Origin of the sequence: Streptomyces sp. MK37H, from assembly GCF_018035285.1 — a bacterium.
GTDB lineage: Bacteria > Actinomycetota > Actinomycetes > Streptomycetales > Streptomycetaceae > Streptomyces > Streptomyces endocoffeicus.
This window is the reverse complement of the sequence record NZ_JAAAYH010000202.1, coordinates 1-16,067: the sequence shown is the minus strand read 5'-3', so window position 1 is coordinate 16,067 and position 16,067 is coordinate 1. Positions and strand designations below refer to the sequence as shown.

Below are 16,067 nucleotides of genomic sequence, written 5' to 3'. Positions count from 1 at the left end.
TCGGATTCAAAGGTGCCTTGGTCAACGACCACACGCAGGGCCGATACCTGGATGATCCCGCATATGAGGAACTGTGGAGCGCGCTGGAAGAGCTCCGTGTGCCGTTGTACCTGCACCCCGGCTCGCTGCCCTGCGACGACTGGCACGTGATGCGCGGACGGCCCGAGATGTACGGGGCCAGCTGGAGCTGGCAGGCCGAAACCGGCGGCCACGCCATGCGGCTGATCTATGCCGGAGTGTTCGACCGGCACCCCGCCGCAACCCTGATCCTCGGGCACCTCGGCGAGTTCCTGCCGTTCCAGCGCTCCCGCTTCGACTCGCGCTACCGCTCGCTCCAGGTCGACGCGCCGCTCGAGCGGATGCCGTCGCAGTACTTCGGGAGCAACATCCTGATCACCACGAGCGGGGTACTGGCCCCGGAGGCCGTGCAGGCCGCCGTGCTGAGCATCGGGGCCGACGCGGTCATGTTCGCGATCGACTACCCGTACGAGTCCACCGCCGAAGCGGTGGACTCGATCGAGAAGTGCGACCTTTCACCCGAGGTGAAGGAGAAGATCGCCCATCTGAACGCCCGGCGCGTGCTGGGCATCTGACCAGCATCTGACCAGTACGAAGCCGTGCAGTGCTCGAGGCGACCAGCGCAGGCACCGCGTTTGCCGACGTCGGCTGTCGACTGCGGTTCGCCGGCATGACATCCGGCGCCTCCTCACCTCCTCGTCCGGTGAGGGACGGCCGACGGCCGCGCCAGGGCGGGGGAGACGCATGATCGCCCCACCGGTCACCGGCGCGGCGCCACGTCCGCTCACAGGAGGCGGAAGCAGTTGCCCATGCCGATGCCACGGCCCTTACGTGCCTCGGAGACCGGCAGCCCCGGATGCCCCCTCGTCCTGCGGCAGGAGGGCCTCGACCTCGGCCGCCGGCCGGCCGGTGTGCAGGCTGATCAGGTCGGTGATCAGAGCGTCCAAGGGCGGCCAGGGGATGGTGCCGTGGTCGTTGTAAAGGCTGACCAAACCGTGCAGGGCGGTCCAGAGCATGAGTCCGGCCTGCCACTGCTGATCCGCCGCGCACCGCTTCCGCTCCCCGGTGGCCGCGGCCGCCAGGGAGGCGACGACGGCGCCGAGCAGCTCGGCCCCGGCGCCGTGGGCCGTCCCAGGGACGAGGTCGGCAGGCATCCGGCCGCCGAAGAGGGTGCGGTAGTGGCCGCGCTGGTCGACTCCCCAGTGCACATAGGCCGCGCACCGGGCGACGAGGTCGGCCAGCGGGCTCGCGGCGGGCTGCGCGGCCGCGTCCATCAGCCGGGCCAGCTCCTCATAGCGCAGCCGCAGCACGTGCTGGATCAGTGCGCTCAGGTCGGGGAAGTGGCTGTAGATGCTCGCCGGCGCCACCCCGACCTCACGCGCGACCTGCCGGAGCGTCAGCGTCTCCGGTTGATCGAGGGTGGCCAGTAGCTTGGCCGCAGCGTCCACAAGCTGGGCCTTGAGCACCTGTCCCTGCCCGCGCGGATTGCGGCGACGGGGAGCGGGCCACTCCTGAGACGACACCTTCGCCCCCTTCCGGCCAGGGTGAACGGTCCAGCAACAGATGTTCACCTTACAGGTCGCCTCACTTTGACAGCGATAACCAACAGGTGTTTACTCAAGTCACCAACGGGTGTTCAGTCAAGGAGCGGATGATCATGCGCATCGCAGTACTCGGAGCCTCGGGCCGGACCGGCGGCACGCTCGTCGACCAGGCGCTGGAGCGCGGACACGAGGTCGTGGCCCTGGTCCGCACGCCGGCCAAGGTCGCCGTGCCCGCGCCGCGGCAGGTCGAGATCCGGCAGGCCGACGTCACCGCCCCGCAGAGCTTTCCCGACCTGACCGACGTCGACGTGGCCGTCTCGGCCATCGGCATAGGCAAGGGCGACGGCCCGGGCGCGCTGGTCGCCGGGGCCAGGAGGCTCGCCGCGGCGAACGTCCGCACGGTATGGCTCGGAGCGCTGGGCGCGGGTGTGTCGAGCCGGTCCGGCGGGCTGATCTACGCGGGGGTGATGCGGGTGTTCGTCGGATCGGAACTGGCCGAGAAGGCCGAGGCCGACGAGATCGCCCTGAAGGCCGGCGCCACGGTGTTCCACGCCCCGGACGTCACGGACGGCCCCCTCAGTCCCACCCGCCGCATCGTGCCGCTGGCGGAGCTGCGGCGCCCGCTGCTGCCGCCCAGGATCTCCCGCACCACGCTGGCCGCGCTGCTGCTGGACGAGGCGGAGACGGGCAAGCACGGCAACGGCATCCTCGTGCCCCTCAGCTGACCGGCGGCCGACGTGACAGCCCCGGTGTCCACGGGGCGCGAGCAGGTTCCCGCCGACGACCGTGACCGCGGCCGCGCAGCCGGCCGCGGCCGGAACCGACGCATGACGAAGAAGTCCACCGCGTCCGGCATGCACATCGATCAGCGGCCGTCGCGATACCCGCACAAGACCGCCTGGGCGAATCAGCGATCGCCTGGCGTGAGTAACTACATCGGAAGGTCACCGTGAGCAACTTCTCTGGAAAGATCGGATTCGTGACGGGCGCCGGCAGCGGAATCGGCCGCGCGACGGCGATCGAGCTGGCCCGGCAGGGCGCCACCGTCACCGTCACCGACATCGACGAGACCACAGCGGTCGAGACCACCAAAATGATCAGGAAGGACGGCGGGGAGGCACTGGCGGTCCGCGTCGACATCGCCGACGAGGACGCGGTCCGGACAGCCGTCCAGCGCACGGTCGAGACGTACGGCGGCCTCGACTTCGCCGTGAACAACGCCGGCCTGGACTCACACCACCGGCAGCTCGACCGGATGACGCTGGAGGAGTTCGAGCGGGTGACCCATGTCAACCTGGGCGGGACCTTCCTGTGCATGAAGTACGAACTACCCGCACTGCAGGCCCGCGGCGGCGGCGCGATCGTCAACGTCGCCTCCAACGGCGGCCTGTACGCGATTCCGACCGCCCCCGCCTACGTTGCCGCCAAACACGGTGTCGTCGGGCTCACCAAGGTCGCCGCCGTGGACTACGCGCCGCACGGTATCCGCGTCAACGCCGTCTGCCCCGGCCCGACCCGCACACCCGGGTTCGAGCGGGTGGCGGCCGGCACCGACCTGATCGCGATGCAGGAGGCGATCACCCCGCTCGGCCGGATGGCCACACCTCAGGAGGCCGCGGCGGCCGCGGTCTGGCTCTGCTCGGACGCCGCGGCCTACGTCACCGGGATCGCGATGTCGGTGGACGGCGGGCGGCGGGCGTGAGGATCGTCGCGGTCGAGGAGCGCCCGGCCACCAAGAAGTTCCCGCACACTGCGCACGGCCCGGACGTCGTGCCGGGCGACGGGACCGAGATGTGGTCTGTCGTTCTTTCCCGCCATTGATTGCGGCAGCCGTCCACCCGCCGCGGCACGAGCCTCTCGCACCAGTCCTCGTGGATGTCGTCGGCGCTGAGGCCCTGCAGGTCGGGGCGTGGGTCGAGGGCTGGTGGTTCCGGCCAGTCGGCAGGGGCGACGGGGCGCAGCCCGTAGGTGTGGTGGTCGGGTAGCCGGGGCCCAGTAATGGGCTCCGGCTACCCGACCACCACAGCTAGCGGCGACGATGTGAACGATGCCCAGGCCTGGAAGCGACGGACGCCGTAAAGATCACATCGCCCGGCGCCGAAGTCGATCGCCTCGGTCAGTCTGCCCAGCCCACGGCGGTTTCGGCCGCTGTCGTACCGGCAGCGCCGCGGCTGTAGAGGCCGGATTCGTCCTCGGCCTTCTCCGCGCAGGCAGAAAACGGGCGCAGCACAGACGACGCCGCTCGTCTGCGCCCCTGCCCCCGGCAGCACACTGCTCGACCTACGGCTGCATGCGTCCGTCTTCCTGGCTGGACGGCCGGGGACGCCGTCGGCAGGTATCGACGACAGACCCGCCTCCGCCCCGGAGGCGGTGATCATTCAGGCGATGGCCGCAGGCCCTCCGTCCAGCCTGAGTCTCCAGCATGACTGCTCCCACGCCGATGTCGACGACCCGGAGTACCTTCTTCGAGACCAACCCGGACCTCTTCAAGAGGTAGCCGAAGGTTTCCTCGCCGACAGCATCAAAAATCGCATGGCCGCAGAGTTCGGCGGCCTCCGTTAGTTGCACCTTGGGCAGCTCCGGCGCGATCTGTGAGTGTGCTGCGCTCGTACACATTGATCCCGGGATGGTGAGAACGGTTCCCGGAAAGATCCAGTGCCCGTGGTCGCTCGTTCCGTTCACGGGAGGTCCGGGCTGCTTCCGCGCGGCTGCTTCGATCACTGCCCGGTTGGCCTCATAGATCTCAGGCCACCTGCTCGCGGCACCCAAGTACCTGAGCGCCAGCTTCGACAACCAGTCCCCTTCCACGACCGTGCGGGTACAGGCCCCCTCGGCCGGAGCCGGAGGCGTGACGGGAGCTGGCGGCTGGGCTGGGGGCGGCTCGGTTGGGTGAGTGTCCTCGGGAGCTGGCGGCGGGACCGGAGCCGGAGGCTCGGTGGTTGTGGGTGTCGGAAGGCGTGGGTGTCGGTTGGGCGAGGGCTGTGTAGCCCGACGAGAGGACGATGGAGCCTGCGGCCAAGCTGCTGACAGTCGCCAGGGCCATTCGGCGGCCGAGACGTGTCTGCGGAGTCGTCGTCTGCTGCGACGGGTTCCGTCGCATGTCCACCTCCACCGTGGATGGGGTGCCGTGCAACGACGGTAGGTAGCCCAGATGGGGGAGGCATTAGGGGTGAAGCCAAATGAGTGACCGAGCGGTGCTGTCGAAGCTGGATCAAGGCCCGTAGCCGGGGGGAATCGTCGAGTTCGAGCGGGGGTGAACGCTTGGCTCCACTGGTCCCACTGGCGACGCCGCCACCAGGCCCGATCCCAGGCCAGCCACTACCAGCGACAAGCCGCCCAGACATGATGATCGCGATCTACAGCTGGAGTACTACACCCCTGGAGCAATTGGTAAAGAGACGGCAATTCGAAACGCTCGCTTCGGGCGGATCCGCCCGAGGCGACGATCCCCTGCTCTTACCGGGCGGGACTTGGACGGCGTGAAGCGTACCGACGCCGCGTTCTGGCGCTCGGGCACCCGGTGCCTCGCCGAGGGGCTCTCACGTGACGGAAACCGGGCCTCTCAATACGTCATGTGACGCATTGTCCCCATAGCGCCATCGCGGTTCCATGCTTGCGGACCTCCAGTGGGGAGCTGGGGGACAGATCCTGACTGGGGGGAACATGAGGGGAAACACGAACCGGAGCGCCACCAGACGTGTGCGGGCCGCCCTGAGCGCGGCGGTCGTGGTCTGCGCGGTCACAGCGGTGCTGCCCGGAGCCGCCTCGGCCGAGCCCGCGGGCGTCGCGGGCGACAGCGGAGCCGGGGTCGAGCGGATCAGTGTCGCGACCGACGGCACCCAGGGCGACGGCGCCTCCGCCGGCGCCACGATCACGACCGACGGTCGGCGTATCGCCTTTTCGTCGTTGGCGAAGAACCTCACACCCGCCAACCCGGTGACATGGGAAAGGGTGTTCGTCCGCGACCAGCGGACGATCCAGACCACGCTGATGAGCAGCATCACCCCAACGAATCAGGGCCCGGTGATCAGCGGTGAGGGGCAATACGTTGCCTTTTGGGGGCTGTTGCAAAGAGACACGAAGTCCTTCCTGTCTCAGGTGAGCTCGGGAAGCACGATCGGCATCAACTGCCCGGGCCTCAGCTGCAGCCAGCCGTCGCTGAGCGCGGACGGCCGCTACATCGCCCAGGTCGCCACCTTCAATCGACCGCCGTCCCGGCAGCGCATCGAGGTACGGGACTGGCGCGCCGACACCACGGAGACCGTCGCCGAGTTCGACCACACCGTCTCGGCCCGGCCGTCCATCAGCGGTGACGGCCGCTTTGTCGCGTACCAGGACGGCCAGGCGGGGGACGTCTTCGTGTGGGACCGGACCGATGACACCTCCTCGGGCCCGATCGAGGGCCCGTCCAAGGCGGCGACACTCGTCCAGCTCAGCAGGGACGGCAGCAAGGTCGTCTACCTCTCGGGCTCCGACACCTACGTCCACGACGAGAGCTCGGGCACCGACCAACTGGTGCCGAACGTGCGGGGCGTGGCCATCGATCCCACCGGCCGCTATCTGCTGTACGCCCCACACGACACGAACGGACCGTCGCTCACGCTGCGCGATCTGGAGACGGGCACCGACGAGATCGTCTCTGACCAGCCCGCCTCGGCCGGGACCGACGCGGTCGGCGCCGGTGGGCGCGACGTGGTCTTCCATTCCGCGGCCGACGACATCGTGCCCGGCGACACCAACGGCAAGTCGGACGTCTTCGTCCGCCACTTCTACTGATCGCCCCGGTTGTCGCGCTCTCCGGGTGCCGCACCGCTCTCGCGCCCGCGTGGGAGCAGTGGGGACCCGCGCCAGCCCCTGACCATGAACCCCGCTGGGCCGACCGTGAGCCCGACCACGGCGTCGGCCAGGTCGGCCACGGGCCTGACCAAGGCAGGTCAGGAGTCTGCGGCGACGGCTACAGTCGCTCGGTGGCGGCCTGGTTGTAGTCGACACCGTCGACTCGATCGCGGGAGTCGTTGGCGTCGCTCTTTCCGCTGCCGTGTCCGCTGTTGATGAAAGTGCTTCGGTGTCACCGACTCGCCTGCCCGGCCGAGCGGCGTAGGCGCAGGAGTGCGGGGTCGGACGTGCGGTCGATCGAGGGCATGGACAACAGCGGCAGGCAGATGATGAAGGCAGTGACCATCCCCGAGTTCGGCGACGCCGAGGTGCTCCGCGTCGCCACCATTCCCGTCCCCGAGCCCGGGCCCGGCCAGGTCGCCATCGACGTGGCGTACGCCGGTGCCAACTTCGCCGAGGTCCTCTACCGACGCGGCGTGGTCGACGTACCGCTTTCCCCCAGCGCCTGCATGCAGACAAAGCCTACGACCGGGCTGACCTGCGCAGATGGCTTCGATGGAAGCGCATCGGATTACGCATCGCCCGCAAAGGCATCGAGTCCAGCGAACGATTAGGGCGACGCCGCTGGGTCATCGAGCGCACCATAGTCGTGGCTATCCGGCTACCGCCGACTCAACCCCCGCTACGAACGCAATCCCCGCAACTACCTGGCGTTTCTTGGCCTGGCCGCTGCCCTGTGTTGTGCTCCTAGGGGTTGGTCGGCGGCTTCCTCGGTGAGCGGCCGTTGGCGCAGCGGTCCGGAGATGTAGGCGTCCATACCCGCTGTGGCCAAGGGATGGAGAGGAGCCGTCTGTGGATCGTCGTGCAGGCGCAGCAGTACGTGGTCGTCGCCGACCACGCAGTCGGTGTACGGAAGGGTGCGGGACAGTAGGCGGGCGAAATCGTCGCAGGCCGATTGGACGTCTACCTTGTTGAGCCGAGCCAGACGTGCAGTTACGGCGTCCGCCGCGTTTCGCCGGAATACGCTCGCGGCCTCGGGCCCGGGGTCGGCGGCCATGCGGCGCAGGAGCGAGCCGGGCCCGATGCGCGTGTCCTGGAGGACTTTCCGGTACAGCTCGCGCAGCGTGTCCGGTACGGCTGTGCCGTCTGGCCCGAGCAGAGGGCGGACGCGTTCTGCCCAGGCAAGGAAGGCCTCGGTGTCGCCGGTGGTGAGGAGGTCGGTGCCGAGGTCGCCGCGGGAGAGTATGCGGGCGCGCTGCCGTTCCGTCGGCTGGCCGAGGCCATCGAGCTGGGCACGCAGGAGGAAGACAAGCAGGTCCTTCCGCGAGGTCGGCCGCGTGATCCGCACCGTGCAGCTGTTGCGCTACCTCTCCGACGCGCCGCCGCGCCGACGGGTGACCGCGGCGACCAACAAGGTTGAGTCGTTCAACCGGTTCTCCCAGTGAATCGGCTTCGGCAACCGTGGCGTCATCGCCGACAACGACCCCATCGAGCAGGAGAAGGCGATGAAGTTCAACGCGCTGCTCACGAACGCGGTGATCTTCCACGACGCCCTGGACATCGCGGAGATCGTGCGGCAGAGGCCGGCGGGGGTCAGGTCCTGCTCGCGCAGCGGGGGCCAGGCCGCCTGAACCGTGAGGTGAACTAGCTGGTGACGCCCTTCACGGGAGCGCGCCGGTATACGCCAGAATCCTGCTGCGAGGGTCAGCCTCCAACACCGTGGCCTGGGCAGGTGATCCGATAGCGCTGCCGTGGGGACGGGGTTTGTGACGGTTCTCGTGAGCCCTCGCCATATTTCAGAGGGATACTCGCGCTGATCTGCCAGCGGCAGAACACCAGCCGGACCGGGCTCGACGATCACTACAGTCCAGTTCATGACGACGATCACGACGCGTACGGTCGAGTATCCGGCCGACGGTTTGACGATGATCGGGCACCTCGCGCTCCCGGCCGGTGTCGACCGCCGGCCTGCGGTGCTGCTCGGACCAGAGGGCATGGGGCTCAGCGACGTCGAGCGCCGCCGGGCCGATGCTCTCGCCGAACTGGGATATATAGTGCTGGCCTTCGACCTTCACGGCGGGCGCTATTTGGGCGACCCCGAGGAGATGCTGGCCCGTTGCCTGCCGCTGCTCGCTGATCCCGACCGGATGCGGGACATCGGCCATGCGGCGCTCGACGTGTTGCGCACCGAACCGCGGACAGACCCCGACCGGATCGCCGCCGTCGGCTACGGCACCGGGGGCGCCGTCGGGCTGGAACTCGGGCGCGGCGGCGTCAGCCTGCGCGCGATCGGGACAGTCAACGCACTGACCACGGGCCGACCGGGCGAGGCGGCGCGCATTCGCTGCCCGGTGTGGGCCGGGGTCGGGTCGGAAGACCCGATCATGCCGCCCGCGCAACGGAACGCGTTCACCGCTGAGATGCAGGCCGCGGGCGTCGACTGGCGCCTCGCGGTCTACGGCGGCGCCTTGCACGCCTTCCACCACCCGCCGGTCGGCCACTCTGTGGTCCCCGGCGTCGGCTACCACCCACGGCACGCGCAGCGAGCCTGGCGCGACGTCGTCGACCTGCTCGCCGAGTGCCTGCCCGTGACGGAGGATCTGGGGCATGACCCAGGTAAGCGTGCTGGCGCCGGGCACTGACAGTCCCCTCCCCTCAAGTCCGCACAGCAGAACCGCATTCGGGCGGATGCTCGATCGCGGAAACGCGTTTGCAACTGCCGCAGTAAATCCCGGATTTACCGCGACAGAGCCCCTACGGTGATCACCGCGACCTGCGGCGGGCCATTCCGGCCGCCGGGGCGAGGTGTATGCATTTACTGCGGCAGTGTCAGGGGTGGGCGGCGTGACGATCAAACCAGTGACCGAACTCGGAAGCGGGGCGCGCTTCGGCTGCCGCGCGCTCGGGTGGTGCCTCTGTCCGCCCCGCCCGCGTCGTACACCGCGGCGGTCGAGCGGTACCTCACCGGCGCGGGCATCGCGAAGTCCTCCGCGCGGATCTACCGGATCTCGCTGACGACCTGGGGGTGGATGCTCGCCGGCGAACCGGCGCCGACCGGACCCGTCCGCCGAGGCGCGAAGCCGCCCGTTTTCCCCGTCGCCGCGATCGACGACCCGGCGCTGCCGGAGGTGCTGGCCGAACGGGCAGCGACGCGGGCGGACGTGATGGACGCCGACACCGTCAACCGGGAGCTGTCCATCGCGCGCAAGGCGATCGGCTGGTGGCAGCGCCAAGTCTGGATCGAAGGCGACCCCACGATCGGCATCGAGCGGCGGCCGGCGCCGCCCGACCGTACCAAGGCTCTCGCGGAGAGCCAGGTCGCCGCCCTGTGGCGCCTCGACGTCGCGCTGCGGGAGAAGACCCAGTGGAAGATGCTCTACGAGTCCGCCGCGCGGGCCGACGAGGTGCTGTGCCTCAACGTGGAAGACCTCTACCCGTAGGACAAGCGCGGGAAGATCACCGCCAAGGGCGGGGTGACCGAGTGGATTCACTGGCAGTCCGGCACCGCCCAGCTCCTGCCCCGACTCATCGCCCGCCGTACCCGCGGCCCGCTGTTCCTCACCGACCGCAAGGCCCCGGCCGGAACCCCGACGCTCGACGTGTGCCCGGAGACCGGCCGGGCCCGGCTCTCCTACCGCCGGGCTGAGGAGATCTTCGAGGAGGACACCAGGCTCCTGGCCAACCCCCTCGCCTCACCCGACGACACCGAGGACCTGGACGGCTGGACGCTTCACCGGCTACGGCACAGTGCCCTGACGCACGACGCGGAGGACGGCACCTCCACCCCGATGCTGTTGGCCCGCTCCCGCCACGCCTCTGTCCGCTCCCTGGAGCGGTACGCCCGCCCCGGCGTCGACTCGGTCGCCCGGCACGTCGCCGAACGCGACACCGCTGCACGTCGCCGCACGTAAATCCGAGCGGATCAGGGCTTCAACCTGGACCGGGTTCCTCGACGCCTTCGGCCACGTCTCCGAGCGGCGCACCCGCATGGAGGGCCTGCTCGTCTCCCTGGTCGCGCTGCTGGTGGCGGAGAGCTGCAACATCGGCCTGACCCCGGTCATCGACCCGGAGAACAAGGCGGCTGACCCGCTCGCGGCTGTCCCACGTCGACCAGAACTACCTGCGCGCCGACACCATCGCCGCGGCGAACGCCGCGCTCATCACCGCCCAGCCCCGCATCGAGCTGGCCCAGATGTGGGGCTGTGGGCTGCTCGCCTCCATCGACGGCCTGCGGTCGACCATGCACCTGCTCGCGCTGGTCGACCCGGTCGACGACACCTACCGCCGGCTGATGAACCGGCAGCTCACCGTGCAGGAGTCCCGCCACCGCCTCGCCCGCGCGATCTGCCACGGCGGCCGCGGCCAGATCCGCCAGGCGTACCGCGAGGGCCAGGAGGACCAGCTCGCCGCCCTCGGCCTCGTCCTCAACGCCGTCGTCCTGTGGAACACCCGCTACCTGGACGCTGCCGTCGCCCAGCTCCGCGCCGAGGGCCACGACATCAAGGACGAGGACGTCGCCCGCCTCTCTCCGCTCAAGGACCGGCACATCAACTTCCTGGGCCGCTACCTGTTCAACATCAAGGCCAGCGGCCCCGGCCAGGGCCTGCGCCCGCTGCGGGACCCGGACGCCGTCGAGGACGGCGAAGACGAGGAGTGATGGGCGACGCACCCGACCTGTCGGGCCGTTCGTTGTCGAAGCGGAGGTCCCGCGCAGATACCCGGGACCGGTAAGAGAAGAGGACACCATGGCCCGCACGAGGGTCCGGCCGCTGGGCCGCTGCACCCGCTGGTGAAGCCGGCCGGGAAATACGCGGTGTCCGGGCCCTGTGGCGACCTGCTGCCGGCGGACCGTTTCACCCTCACCCGCTCCCGCCGCGCCTGACCCGCCGGCGGGGGCCGGTCCTCCGGCTTGACTTCGAGCGCGCTCCAAGTCCTAGTTTCGGAGGCGTTCGTCAGTGCTCAAGGTACCGCCCGGTCCGCCGTGCAGGAGGAGTATCCGCGCATGATCACCCGAACCACGCTCGGCTCGCCCGGTCTCACCGTCAGCGCGATGGGCCTGGGGTGTATGGGGATGAGCGAGAGCTATGGCGCCGCCGACTGGGACGGCGGCCTGGCCACCATCGACCGGGCCCTGGAGCTGGGCATCACGTTCCTGGACACCGCCGACGCCTATGGCACCGGGCATAACGAGGTGCTGGTGGGCCGGGCCATCCACGGCCGCCGGGACCAGGTGCAGCTGGCCACCAAGTTCGGCATCGACCGCAGCGCCGGCGACCGGGCACGCCGCATCCGCGGTGCCCGGGACTACGTGCTGCGCTCCTGCGACGCCTCGCTGCTGCGGCTGGGCGTCGAGGTGATCGACCTGTACTACGCCCACCGCCCGCCCCAGGACGTGGAGATCGAGGAGACCGTCGGGGCGATGGCCGAGCTGGTCGAGGCGGGGAAGGTCCGCCATCTGGGCCTGTCCGAGGTCGACGGCGAGCTGCTGCGCCGGGCGCACGCGGTGCACCCGATCACCGCGGTGCAGAGCGAGTACTCGCTGTGGACCCGCGACGTCGAGGCGGTCACCCCGGTGATGGCCGAGCTGGGGATCGGGCTGGTGCCGTACTCGCCGCTGGGGCGGGGATTCCTGACCGGCACCCTGGACCGCTCCACACTGGGCGAGAAGGACTTCCGGCGCACCAACCCCCGCTTCGCCGGCGAGGCGGGCGAGGCCAACGAGAAGATCGCGCAGACCGTGCGCGAGGTGGCCGACCGGCTGGGTGCCACCCCGGCCCAGGTGGCGCTGGCCTGGGTGTACGCCCAGGCCGAGCGGCTCGGGGTGGCGGTGGCGACCATTCCGGGCACCCGCAGCCCGGCCCGGCTGGAGCAGAACGCGGCCGCGCTGGAGCTCACCCTGGACGCCGAGGCGCTGGCCGCGCTGGACCCGCTGAGCGACCAGGTGATGGGCGAGCGCTACACCCCCGCGCACACCGCTGAGGTCGCTCGGGGTTAGCCGGTGGGCTCGACGCGCACGACGTCCAGCTCGACGACGTCGTTGACGTCGCGCCCACCGGTGACCTCGCCGGTCACGACCAGCCGGGGTCGGGCCGGCGGTGCCCCGTCCGGCTCGGCGGCCAGGATCGCGCCCCGGTTGCCGGAGCCCGGGGCGATCTCGCCGTAGGAGACCAGCGCCCGGTACCCGTCCGCGCCCACCGCGAGCACGCCGACGCTCAGCTATATGTCGTCAACCGATGGCATTCTCAAGTGATCAACGCACCACCCACGGATGATCATGTGATCGTGGAGGAACAGGTGCGTGACTACGGGTTTTCGCCGGCTCAGCAGGATGAGATCTGGAGACGCTGGCGCGAGGGGCAATCGTTCAGCTTGATCGGGCGGGCCCTGGGGGCACCGATGCAGAACGCCCGTCGGTTCCTGCACCAGAGCGGCGGCGTCCGCCTCACCCCGCAGCAGCGATCAGAGCGGCATCTGAGCGGCAGCGAGCGCGAAGAGATATCCCGCGGCATCGCCGCCGGGGAATCTGGCCGGCAGTTGGCCAGGCGGCTGGGCCGATCGCCCTCGACCGTCTCCCGCGAGATCGCCCGCAACGGAGGCCGGGACCGCTACCGTGCCGCATCCGCCGATGAGGCCGCCTACGCGCGCGGGCGCCGGCCCAAGCAGGCCAAGCTCGCCCAACGACCGGCTCTGCGCGCCCTGGTGGAGGCGAAGCTGGCTCTGTGCTGGTCTCCCGATCGGATCGCAGGGTGGCTGCGACGCCAGTTCCCTGGTGACACCGCCATGCAGATCTCGCACGAAGCGATCTACCTCTCGCTCTACGACCCTCGTCGCCGCCAGGCAATCGACCGCAGCCTCACTCAGCGCCTGCGGTGCCCGGCCCACGCGCCGCCCGAAGATCGCCCGTCGACCTACCGGGCGGGGCATCATCCGCGGCATGGTGTCCATCACCGCCCGCCCCGCCGAGGCTGAGGACCGGAAGGTCCCCGGCCATTGGGAGGGCGACCTCGTGATGGGCACCAGGCCCTCGGCGGTCGCCACGCTCGTCGAGCGCACCAGCCGCTACACGACCATCGTCGCGCTGCCGGACGGCATCAAGGCCGAGCAGGTCACCCCGCATCTCACCAGGAGCCTCCTCGGCATCCCGCCCCAGCGGCGAACGTGTCGCCGGCTCGCTGGACCGGTGGGACGCCCGGCGCGGCCGGCTGACGCTGCGTCTGTTCGGCGTGCTGGACGGGAGCGACGAACACTATCGGGACGGGGCGTCGCGGGTGCTGGACTTCCTGCTGCTGGAGTGGGCGCACGGCATCGGCGCGCGGACCGTCGACTTCGGCGGTATCGAGCCGTTCCTCAGCCAGGGCATCTTCCAGCGGAAACGAAAGCTCGCGTCGCGCGCCGTGCTCGGGCCGACCCACCTGGGCGCGCACCGGCTGTGGTGGCATGCGCGCCGCGACACCCCCGCGGTGCGGGACTTCCTCGTCGCGAACCCGGTCGTGGAGATCGTCGGTCGGGACCGCCTGCGCGCCGTGTACTTCCACGACGAGACGCGTCCGCCCCGGCTCGACCTGGCCCGTACACACGAGGGCATCGACGAGGTCCGGTCGCTCGCCCTGGACGAGTTCTTCGCGCGCTGACCGCCGCCACGACACGAGATCCCACCGCACACCCCGGAGGTTGGCCGATGACCGCGATACACACGGCACGATGGTTCGACCGGTACCGGGAACCACCGGAGACCGGCGTCGCGCCGGGCCGGATCGCCGAGATCGTCCTCGAGGAGACGCGCGGGCTGCGTCCGCTGCCGGCGTACCCGGTGGCGCTGCAGCCGCTGCTGCTGCCGGTGGCGGAGTTCCGCGAGTTGCTGCGCGCGGCGACCGACCTGCTCGCGCTGATCCGGCGGGCGGTGCTGCACGCGGCGCCGGACCGGGCCGGGCGGATCGCCGCGCTCGGCATCGGCCCGGCGGACACGCCGCTGTTCACCGCGGACGAGGACTTCGAGCTGCGGCACTGCGCCGACATGGGCCGGGCGGACGTGGTCATCGGGCCGGACGGACCGAGGTTCGTGGAGTTCAACGTCTCCGGCGCGTTCGGCGGCATGCCGGACTGCCATGCGCATCAGCAGGCGTGGCGCCGGATCACCGCGCTGGCCGGCCGCCCCGCGTACCTCGGGGTGGACCCGTGGGCGCACCTCGCGGCGCTGGTCGAACGCACCTGCGCCGAGTTCGGCGCACCGCCGGGAATCGTGGTCGTGGACGACGTCGGGGACGGCACCGTGCTCGCCACCGGCCGCAGCGTGCGGATGTGGCTGGACGGACTGCGGACCCACGGGATCGAGGCGAGGCACGTCCAGGTCGCCGACCTGCTCGACACGCTCGGTCACCCCGGTACGCTCCGGTACCCGGTGGGACTGCGCGGTTTCGACCTGGACGACATGCGTACGGTCGGGCACGACATCAGGCCGGCGCGGCGGGCGCTGGACGCCGGGTTCCGCATGATCCCCTCGCAGACGTCCCGGCTGTTGCACACGAAGAAGGTGTTCGCCCGCCTGTCCGAGGGCGCGCCGTGGATGGGCGCCGCCGACCACGACCCGGCTCCGCGAGCTGCTCGCCCGGTGCGACGAGCTCGGGGTCACCGACGCGGTCATCGCGTACCCGCGCGCCGACGGTGTCTTCGCCGGCGATCAGGCCGCCTTCGAGCGCGCCGTCGCCACCACCGTCGGCTGACTCCCGTTGGGCGGGCTGCGCATGCCGCCGAGCCGTGTCCATGGCCTCGCCCATCTCGTCAAGTCACCTCCATGGGGCACCTGTCGCCCACCACGCCTACTCCAGGTGCATCAGCGCTCGCCCGGCAGCGGGCGGGCTTTTACTGGTCCCGCTGGTCGCCGCGGATCTGCCATGGATCAGCGCACGAGCCTGCCCGTACGCGTCCTCGGCGGCCCTGGACATCAAGGCTTGCAGAAACGGGATGACCGCGGTCGTGACCACGGCGGTCACCACGACCGTTCCCGTCCCCGATCGCCTGAAGAAGGTGCGATTCACGTTTGTTTCCCACGTGAGAACGCGCTTCGCCCGGTAGCGCCACTGGCCTCTTCATACATGGCATGACCTGGGTTTCCCGGCGTGGTGGTCGGCTGGAGGCTGGGGCGGAGGTGTCGCTGGCCCCCTTGGGGGTCCCGGGGCTGGCCCCCGTGTGGTCGGGGCGTTGACGCCATGGCGTCGCATGGTCCTGGGTCCGTACGTTTAGGCAGGTCAGCGAACCAGCGCATCTTCGTTGCGCGCCGGGGGCGTGGTAAATCCTGTGGCGCGCGCCGGGGTGCTTCTGTCTGCCTCTGATGTGGGCTGATACCGCTGCGGGACGCTGGTGGGGTTCGTTCCGGCCGAAACCGATTGCTCTGTGATGCTGGTGAGTTCGCAGGTCAGCGTGGTGCTGGGGGCCGTCCACGGGAACCGTGGAATGTTGCTGTGAGCACGTGCGTCAGAATTCCTGATTCGCCCTGGCCCTCCCGGAACGGCGTACCACTCGGCCTGAGGGAGGGAGCGGAGCCGTGGACGTGCTGCATGAACGCTGCGCGGGGGTGGACATCAGCAAGAAGGATGCCAAGGCGTGCGTCCGCACCCCGAGTACGAAACGGCGGGGGTCGTTCACGACCGAGACCACGACCTGGGGATCGAC

At 70.1% G+C, this 16,067-nt stretch carries 16 protein-coding genes and 4 pseudogenes; 16 read left to right on the top strand and 4 right to left on the bottom strand.

Going from position 1 to position 16,067, the window contains the following annotated elements; translation table 11 throughout:
- A partial coding sequence (locus GWI24_RS25655) for an amidohydrolase family protein (protein WP_210948267.1) occupies positions 1 to 593 on the top strand: 593 nt, incomplete at its 5' end.
- A gap of 252 nt (positions 594 to 845) precedes the next feature.
- On the opposite strand, the gene GWI24_RS25650 is transcribed toward GWI24_RS25655, so the two are convergent.
- Positions 846 to 1,541 (bottom strand): TetR/AcrR family transcriptional regulator, encoded by a 696-nt coding sequence (locus tag GWI24_RS25650; protein ID WP_308344024.1) that lies wholly within the window; start codon positions 1,539 to 1,541, stop codon positions 846 to 848.
- 134 nt (positions 1,542 to 1,675) lie between these two features.
- Between GWI24_RS25650 and GWI24_RS25645 the strand changes: the two genes are divergently transcribed.
- Positions 1,676 to 2,287 carry an NAD(P)-dependent oxidoreductase gene (locus GWI24_RS25645; RefSeq protein WP_210948265.1) on the top strand — a complete coding sequence of 204 codons (612 nt, stop codon included), beginning with the start codon at positions 1,676 to 1,678 and terminating at the stop codon, positions 2,285 to 2,287.
- A 224-nt stretch (positions 2,288 to 2,511) separates the two neighbouring features.
- Complete coding sequence (locus tag GWI24_RS25640; protein ID WP_210948264.1) at positions 2,512 to 3,264, top strand: SDR family NAD(P)-dependent oxidoreductase; 753 nt, start codon at positions 2,512 to 2,514, stop codon at positions 3,262 to 3,264.
- 578 nt (positions 3,265 to 3,842) lie between these two features.
- Here GWI24_RS25640 and GWI24_RS25635 read toward each other — a convergent pair.
- Positions 3,843 to 4,355 (bottom strand): hypothetical protein, encoded by a 513-nt coding sequence (locus GWI24_RS25635; protein WP_210948263.1) that lies wholly within the window; start codon positions 4,353 to 4,355, stop codon positions 3,843 to 3,845.
- Between the two features lie 870 nt (positions 4,356 to 5,225).
- Between GWI24_RS25635 and GWI24_RS25630 the strand changes: the two genes are divergently transcribed.
- The 3 genes and pseudogenes from GWI24_RS25630 to GWI24_RS25620 form a co-directional block, all read left to right on the top strand.
- The gene (locus GWI24_RS25630) at positions 5,226 to 6,338 is read left to right on the top strand and encodes a hypothetical protein (protein ID WP_210948262.1); all 1,113 of its coding nucleotides are present in this window, start codon (positions 5,226 to 5,228) and stop codon (positions 6,336 to 6,338) included.
- Positions 6,339 to 6,685: 347 nt separating this feature from the next.
- Complete coding sequence (locus GWI24_RS46940; protein ID WP_374103339.1) at positions 6,686 to 7,012, top strand: hypothetical protein; 327 nt, start codon at positions 6,686 to 6,688, stop codon at positions 7,010 to 7,012.
- Positions 6,895 to 7,207 (top strand): annotated as a pseudogene (locus GWI24_RS25620) (transposase); the annotation flags it as partial. The gene GWI24_RS46940 and the pseudogene GWI24_RS25620, both read left to right, overlap by 118 nt.
- Here GWI24_RS25620 and GWI24_RS45550 read toward each other — a convergent pair.
- Positions 7,102 to 7,746 carry a hypothetical protein gene (locus GWI24_RS45550; protein WP_308344021.1) on the bottom strand — a complete coding sequence of 215 codons (645 nt, stop codon included), beginning with the start codon at positions 7,744 to 7,746 and terminating at the stop codon, positions 7,102 to 7,104. The pseudogene GWI24_RS25620 and the gene GWI24_RS45550 overlap by 106 nt on opposite strands.
- Here GWI24_RS45550 and GWI24_RS45545 point away from each other — a divergent pair.
- From GWI24_RS45545 to GWI24_RS25585, 6 genes and pseudogenes are all read left to right on the top strand, one after another.
- Positions 7,643 to 8,029: pseudogene (locus tag GWI24_RS45545) on the top strand (Tn3 family transposase). The gene GWI24_RS45550 and the pseudogene GWI24_RS45545 overlap by 104 nt on opposite strands.
- 243 nt (positions 8,030 to 8,272) lie before the next feature.
- Positions 8,273 to 9,040 (top strand): dienelactone hydrolase family protein, encoded by a 768-nt coding sequence (locus tag GWI24_RS25605; protein ID WP_210948260.1) that lies wholly within the window; start codon positions 8,273 to 8,275, stop codon positions 9,038 to 9,040.
- Between the two features lie 267 nt (positions 9,041 to 9,307).
- Complete coding sequence (locus tag GWI24_RS45540) at positions 9,308 to 9,838, top strand: hypothetical protein (RefSeq protein ID WP_247616878.1); 531 nt, start codon at positions 9,308 to 9,310, stop codon at positions 9,836 to 9,838.
- Between the two features lie 33 nt (positions 9,839 to 9,871).
- Positions 9,872 to 10,309 carry a site-specific integrase gene (locus GWI24_RS25595; RefSeq protein WP_308344020.1) on the top strand — a complete coding sequence of 146 codons (438 nt, stop codon included), beginning with the start codon at positions 9,872 to 9,874 and terminating at the stop codon, positions 10,307 to 10,309.
- 10 nt (positions 10,310 to 10,319) lie between these two features.
- Positions 10,320 to 11,055: pseudogene (locus tag GWI24_RS25590) on the top strand (Tn3 family transposase); the annotation flags it as partial.
- Positions 11,056 to 11,400: 345 nt separating this feature from the next.
- Complete coding sequence (locus GWI24_RS25585; RefSeq protein ID WP_210948259.1) at positions 11,401 to 12,393, top strand: aldo/keto reductase; 993 nt, start codon at positions 11,401 to 11,403, stop codon at positions 12,391 to 12,393.
- Here the strand turns inward: GWI24_RS25585 and GWI24_RS25580 are convergent.
- The gene (locus GWI24_RS25580) at positions 12,390 to 12,602 is read right to left on the bottom strand and encodes a hypothetical protein (RefSeq protein ID WP_210948258.1); all 213 of its coding nucleotides are present in this window, start codon (positions 12,600 to 12,602) and stop codon (positions 12,390 to 12,392) included. The two genes, GWI24_RS25585 and GWI24_RS25580, sit on opposite strands and share 4 nt — an antisense overlap.
- Before the next feature lie 42 nt (positions 12,603 to 12,644).
- Between GWI24_RS25580 and GWI24_RS25575 the strand changes: the two genes are divergently transcribed.
- The 4 genes and pseudogenes from GWI24_RS25575 to GWI24_RS46620 form a co-directional block, all read left to right on the top strand.
- Positions 12,645 to 13,367, top strand: a complete 723-nt coding sequence (locus GWI24_RS25575; RefSeq protein ID WP_308344018.1) for a helix-turn-helix domain-containing protein — start codon at positions 12,645 to 12,647, stop codon at positions 13,365 to 13,367.
- Between the two features lie 254 nt (positions 13,368 to 13,621).
- Positions 13,622 to 14,029 (top strand): hypothetical protein, encoded by a 408-nt coding sequence (locus GWI24_RS25570; RefSeq protein ID WP_210948271.1) that lies wholly within the window; start codon positions 13,622 to 13,624, stop codon positions 14,027 to 14,029.
- 47 nt (positions 14,030 to 14,076) lie between these two features.
- A complete protein-coding gene (locus GWI24_RS25565) occupies positions 14,077 to 15,363 on the top strand; it encodes a hypothetical protein (RefSeq protein WP_210948270.1) in 1,287 nt (428 codons plus the stop codon).
- Positions 15,364 to 15,939: 576 nt separating this feature from the next.
- A pseudogene (locus tag GWI24_RS46620) lies at positions 15,940 to 16,067 on the top strand (IS110 family transposase); the annotation flags it as partial.

What these genes read in the sequence shown, in the direction of transcription:
- GWI24_RS25645 (WP_210948265.1), top strand. Translation starts at nt 1,676, where the DNA reads ATGCGCATCGCAGTACTCGGAGCCTCGGGCCGGACCGGCGGCACGCTC.
- GWI24_RS25630 (WP_210948262.1), top strand. Translation starts at nt 5,226, where the DNA reads ATGAGGGGAAACACGAACCGGAGCGCCACCAGACGTGTGCGGGCCGCC.
- GWI24_RS25605 (WP_210948260.1), top strand. Translation starts at nt 8,273, where the DNA reads ATGACGACGATCACGACGCGTACGGTCGAGTATCCGGCCGACGGTTTG.
- GWI24_RS25585 (WP_210948259.1), top strand. Translation starts at nt 11,401, where the DNA reads ATGATCACCCGAACCACGCTCGGCTCGCCCGGTCTCACCGTCAGCGCG.
- GWI24_RS25565 (WP_210948270.1), top strand. Translation starts at nt 14,077, where the DNA reads ATGACCGCGATACACACGGCACGATGGTTCGACCGGTACCGGGAACCA.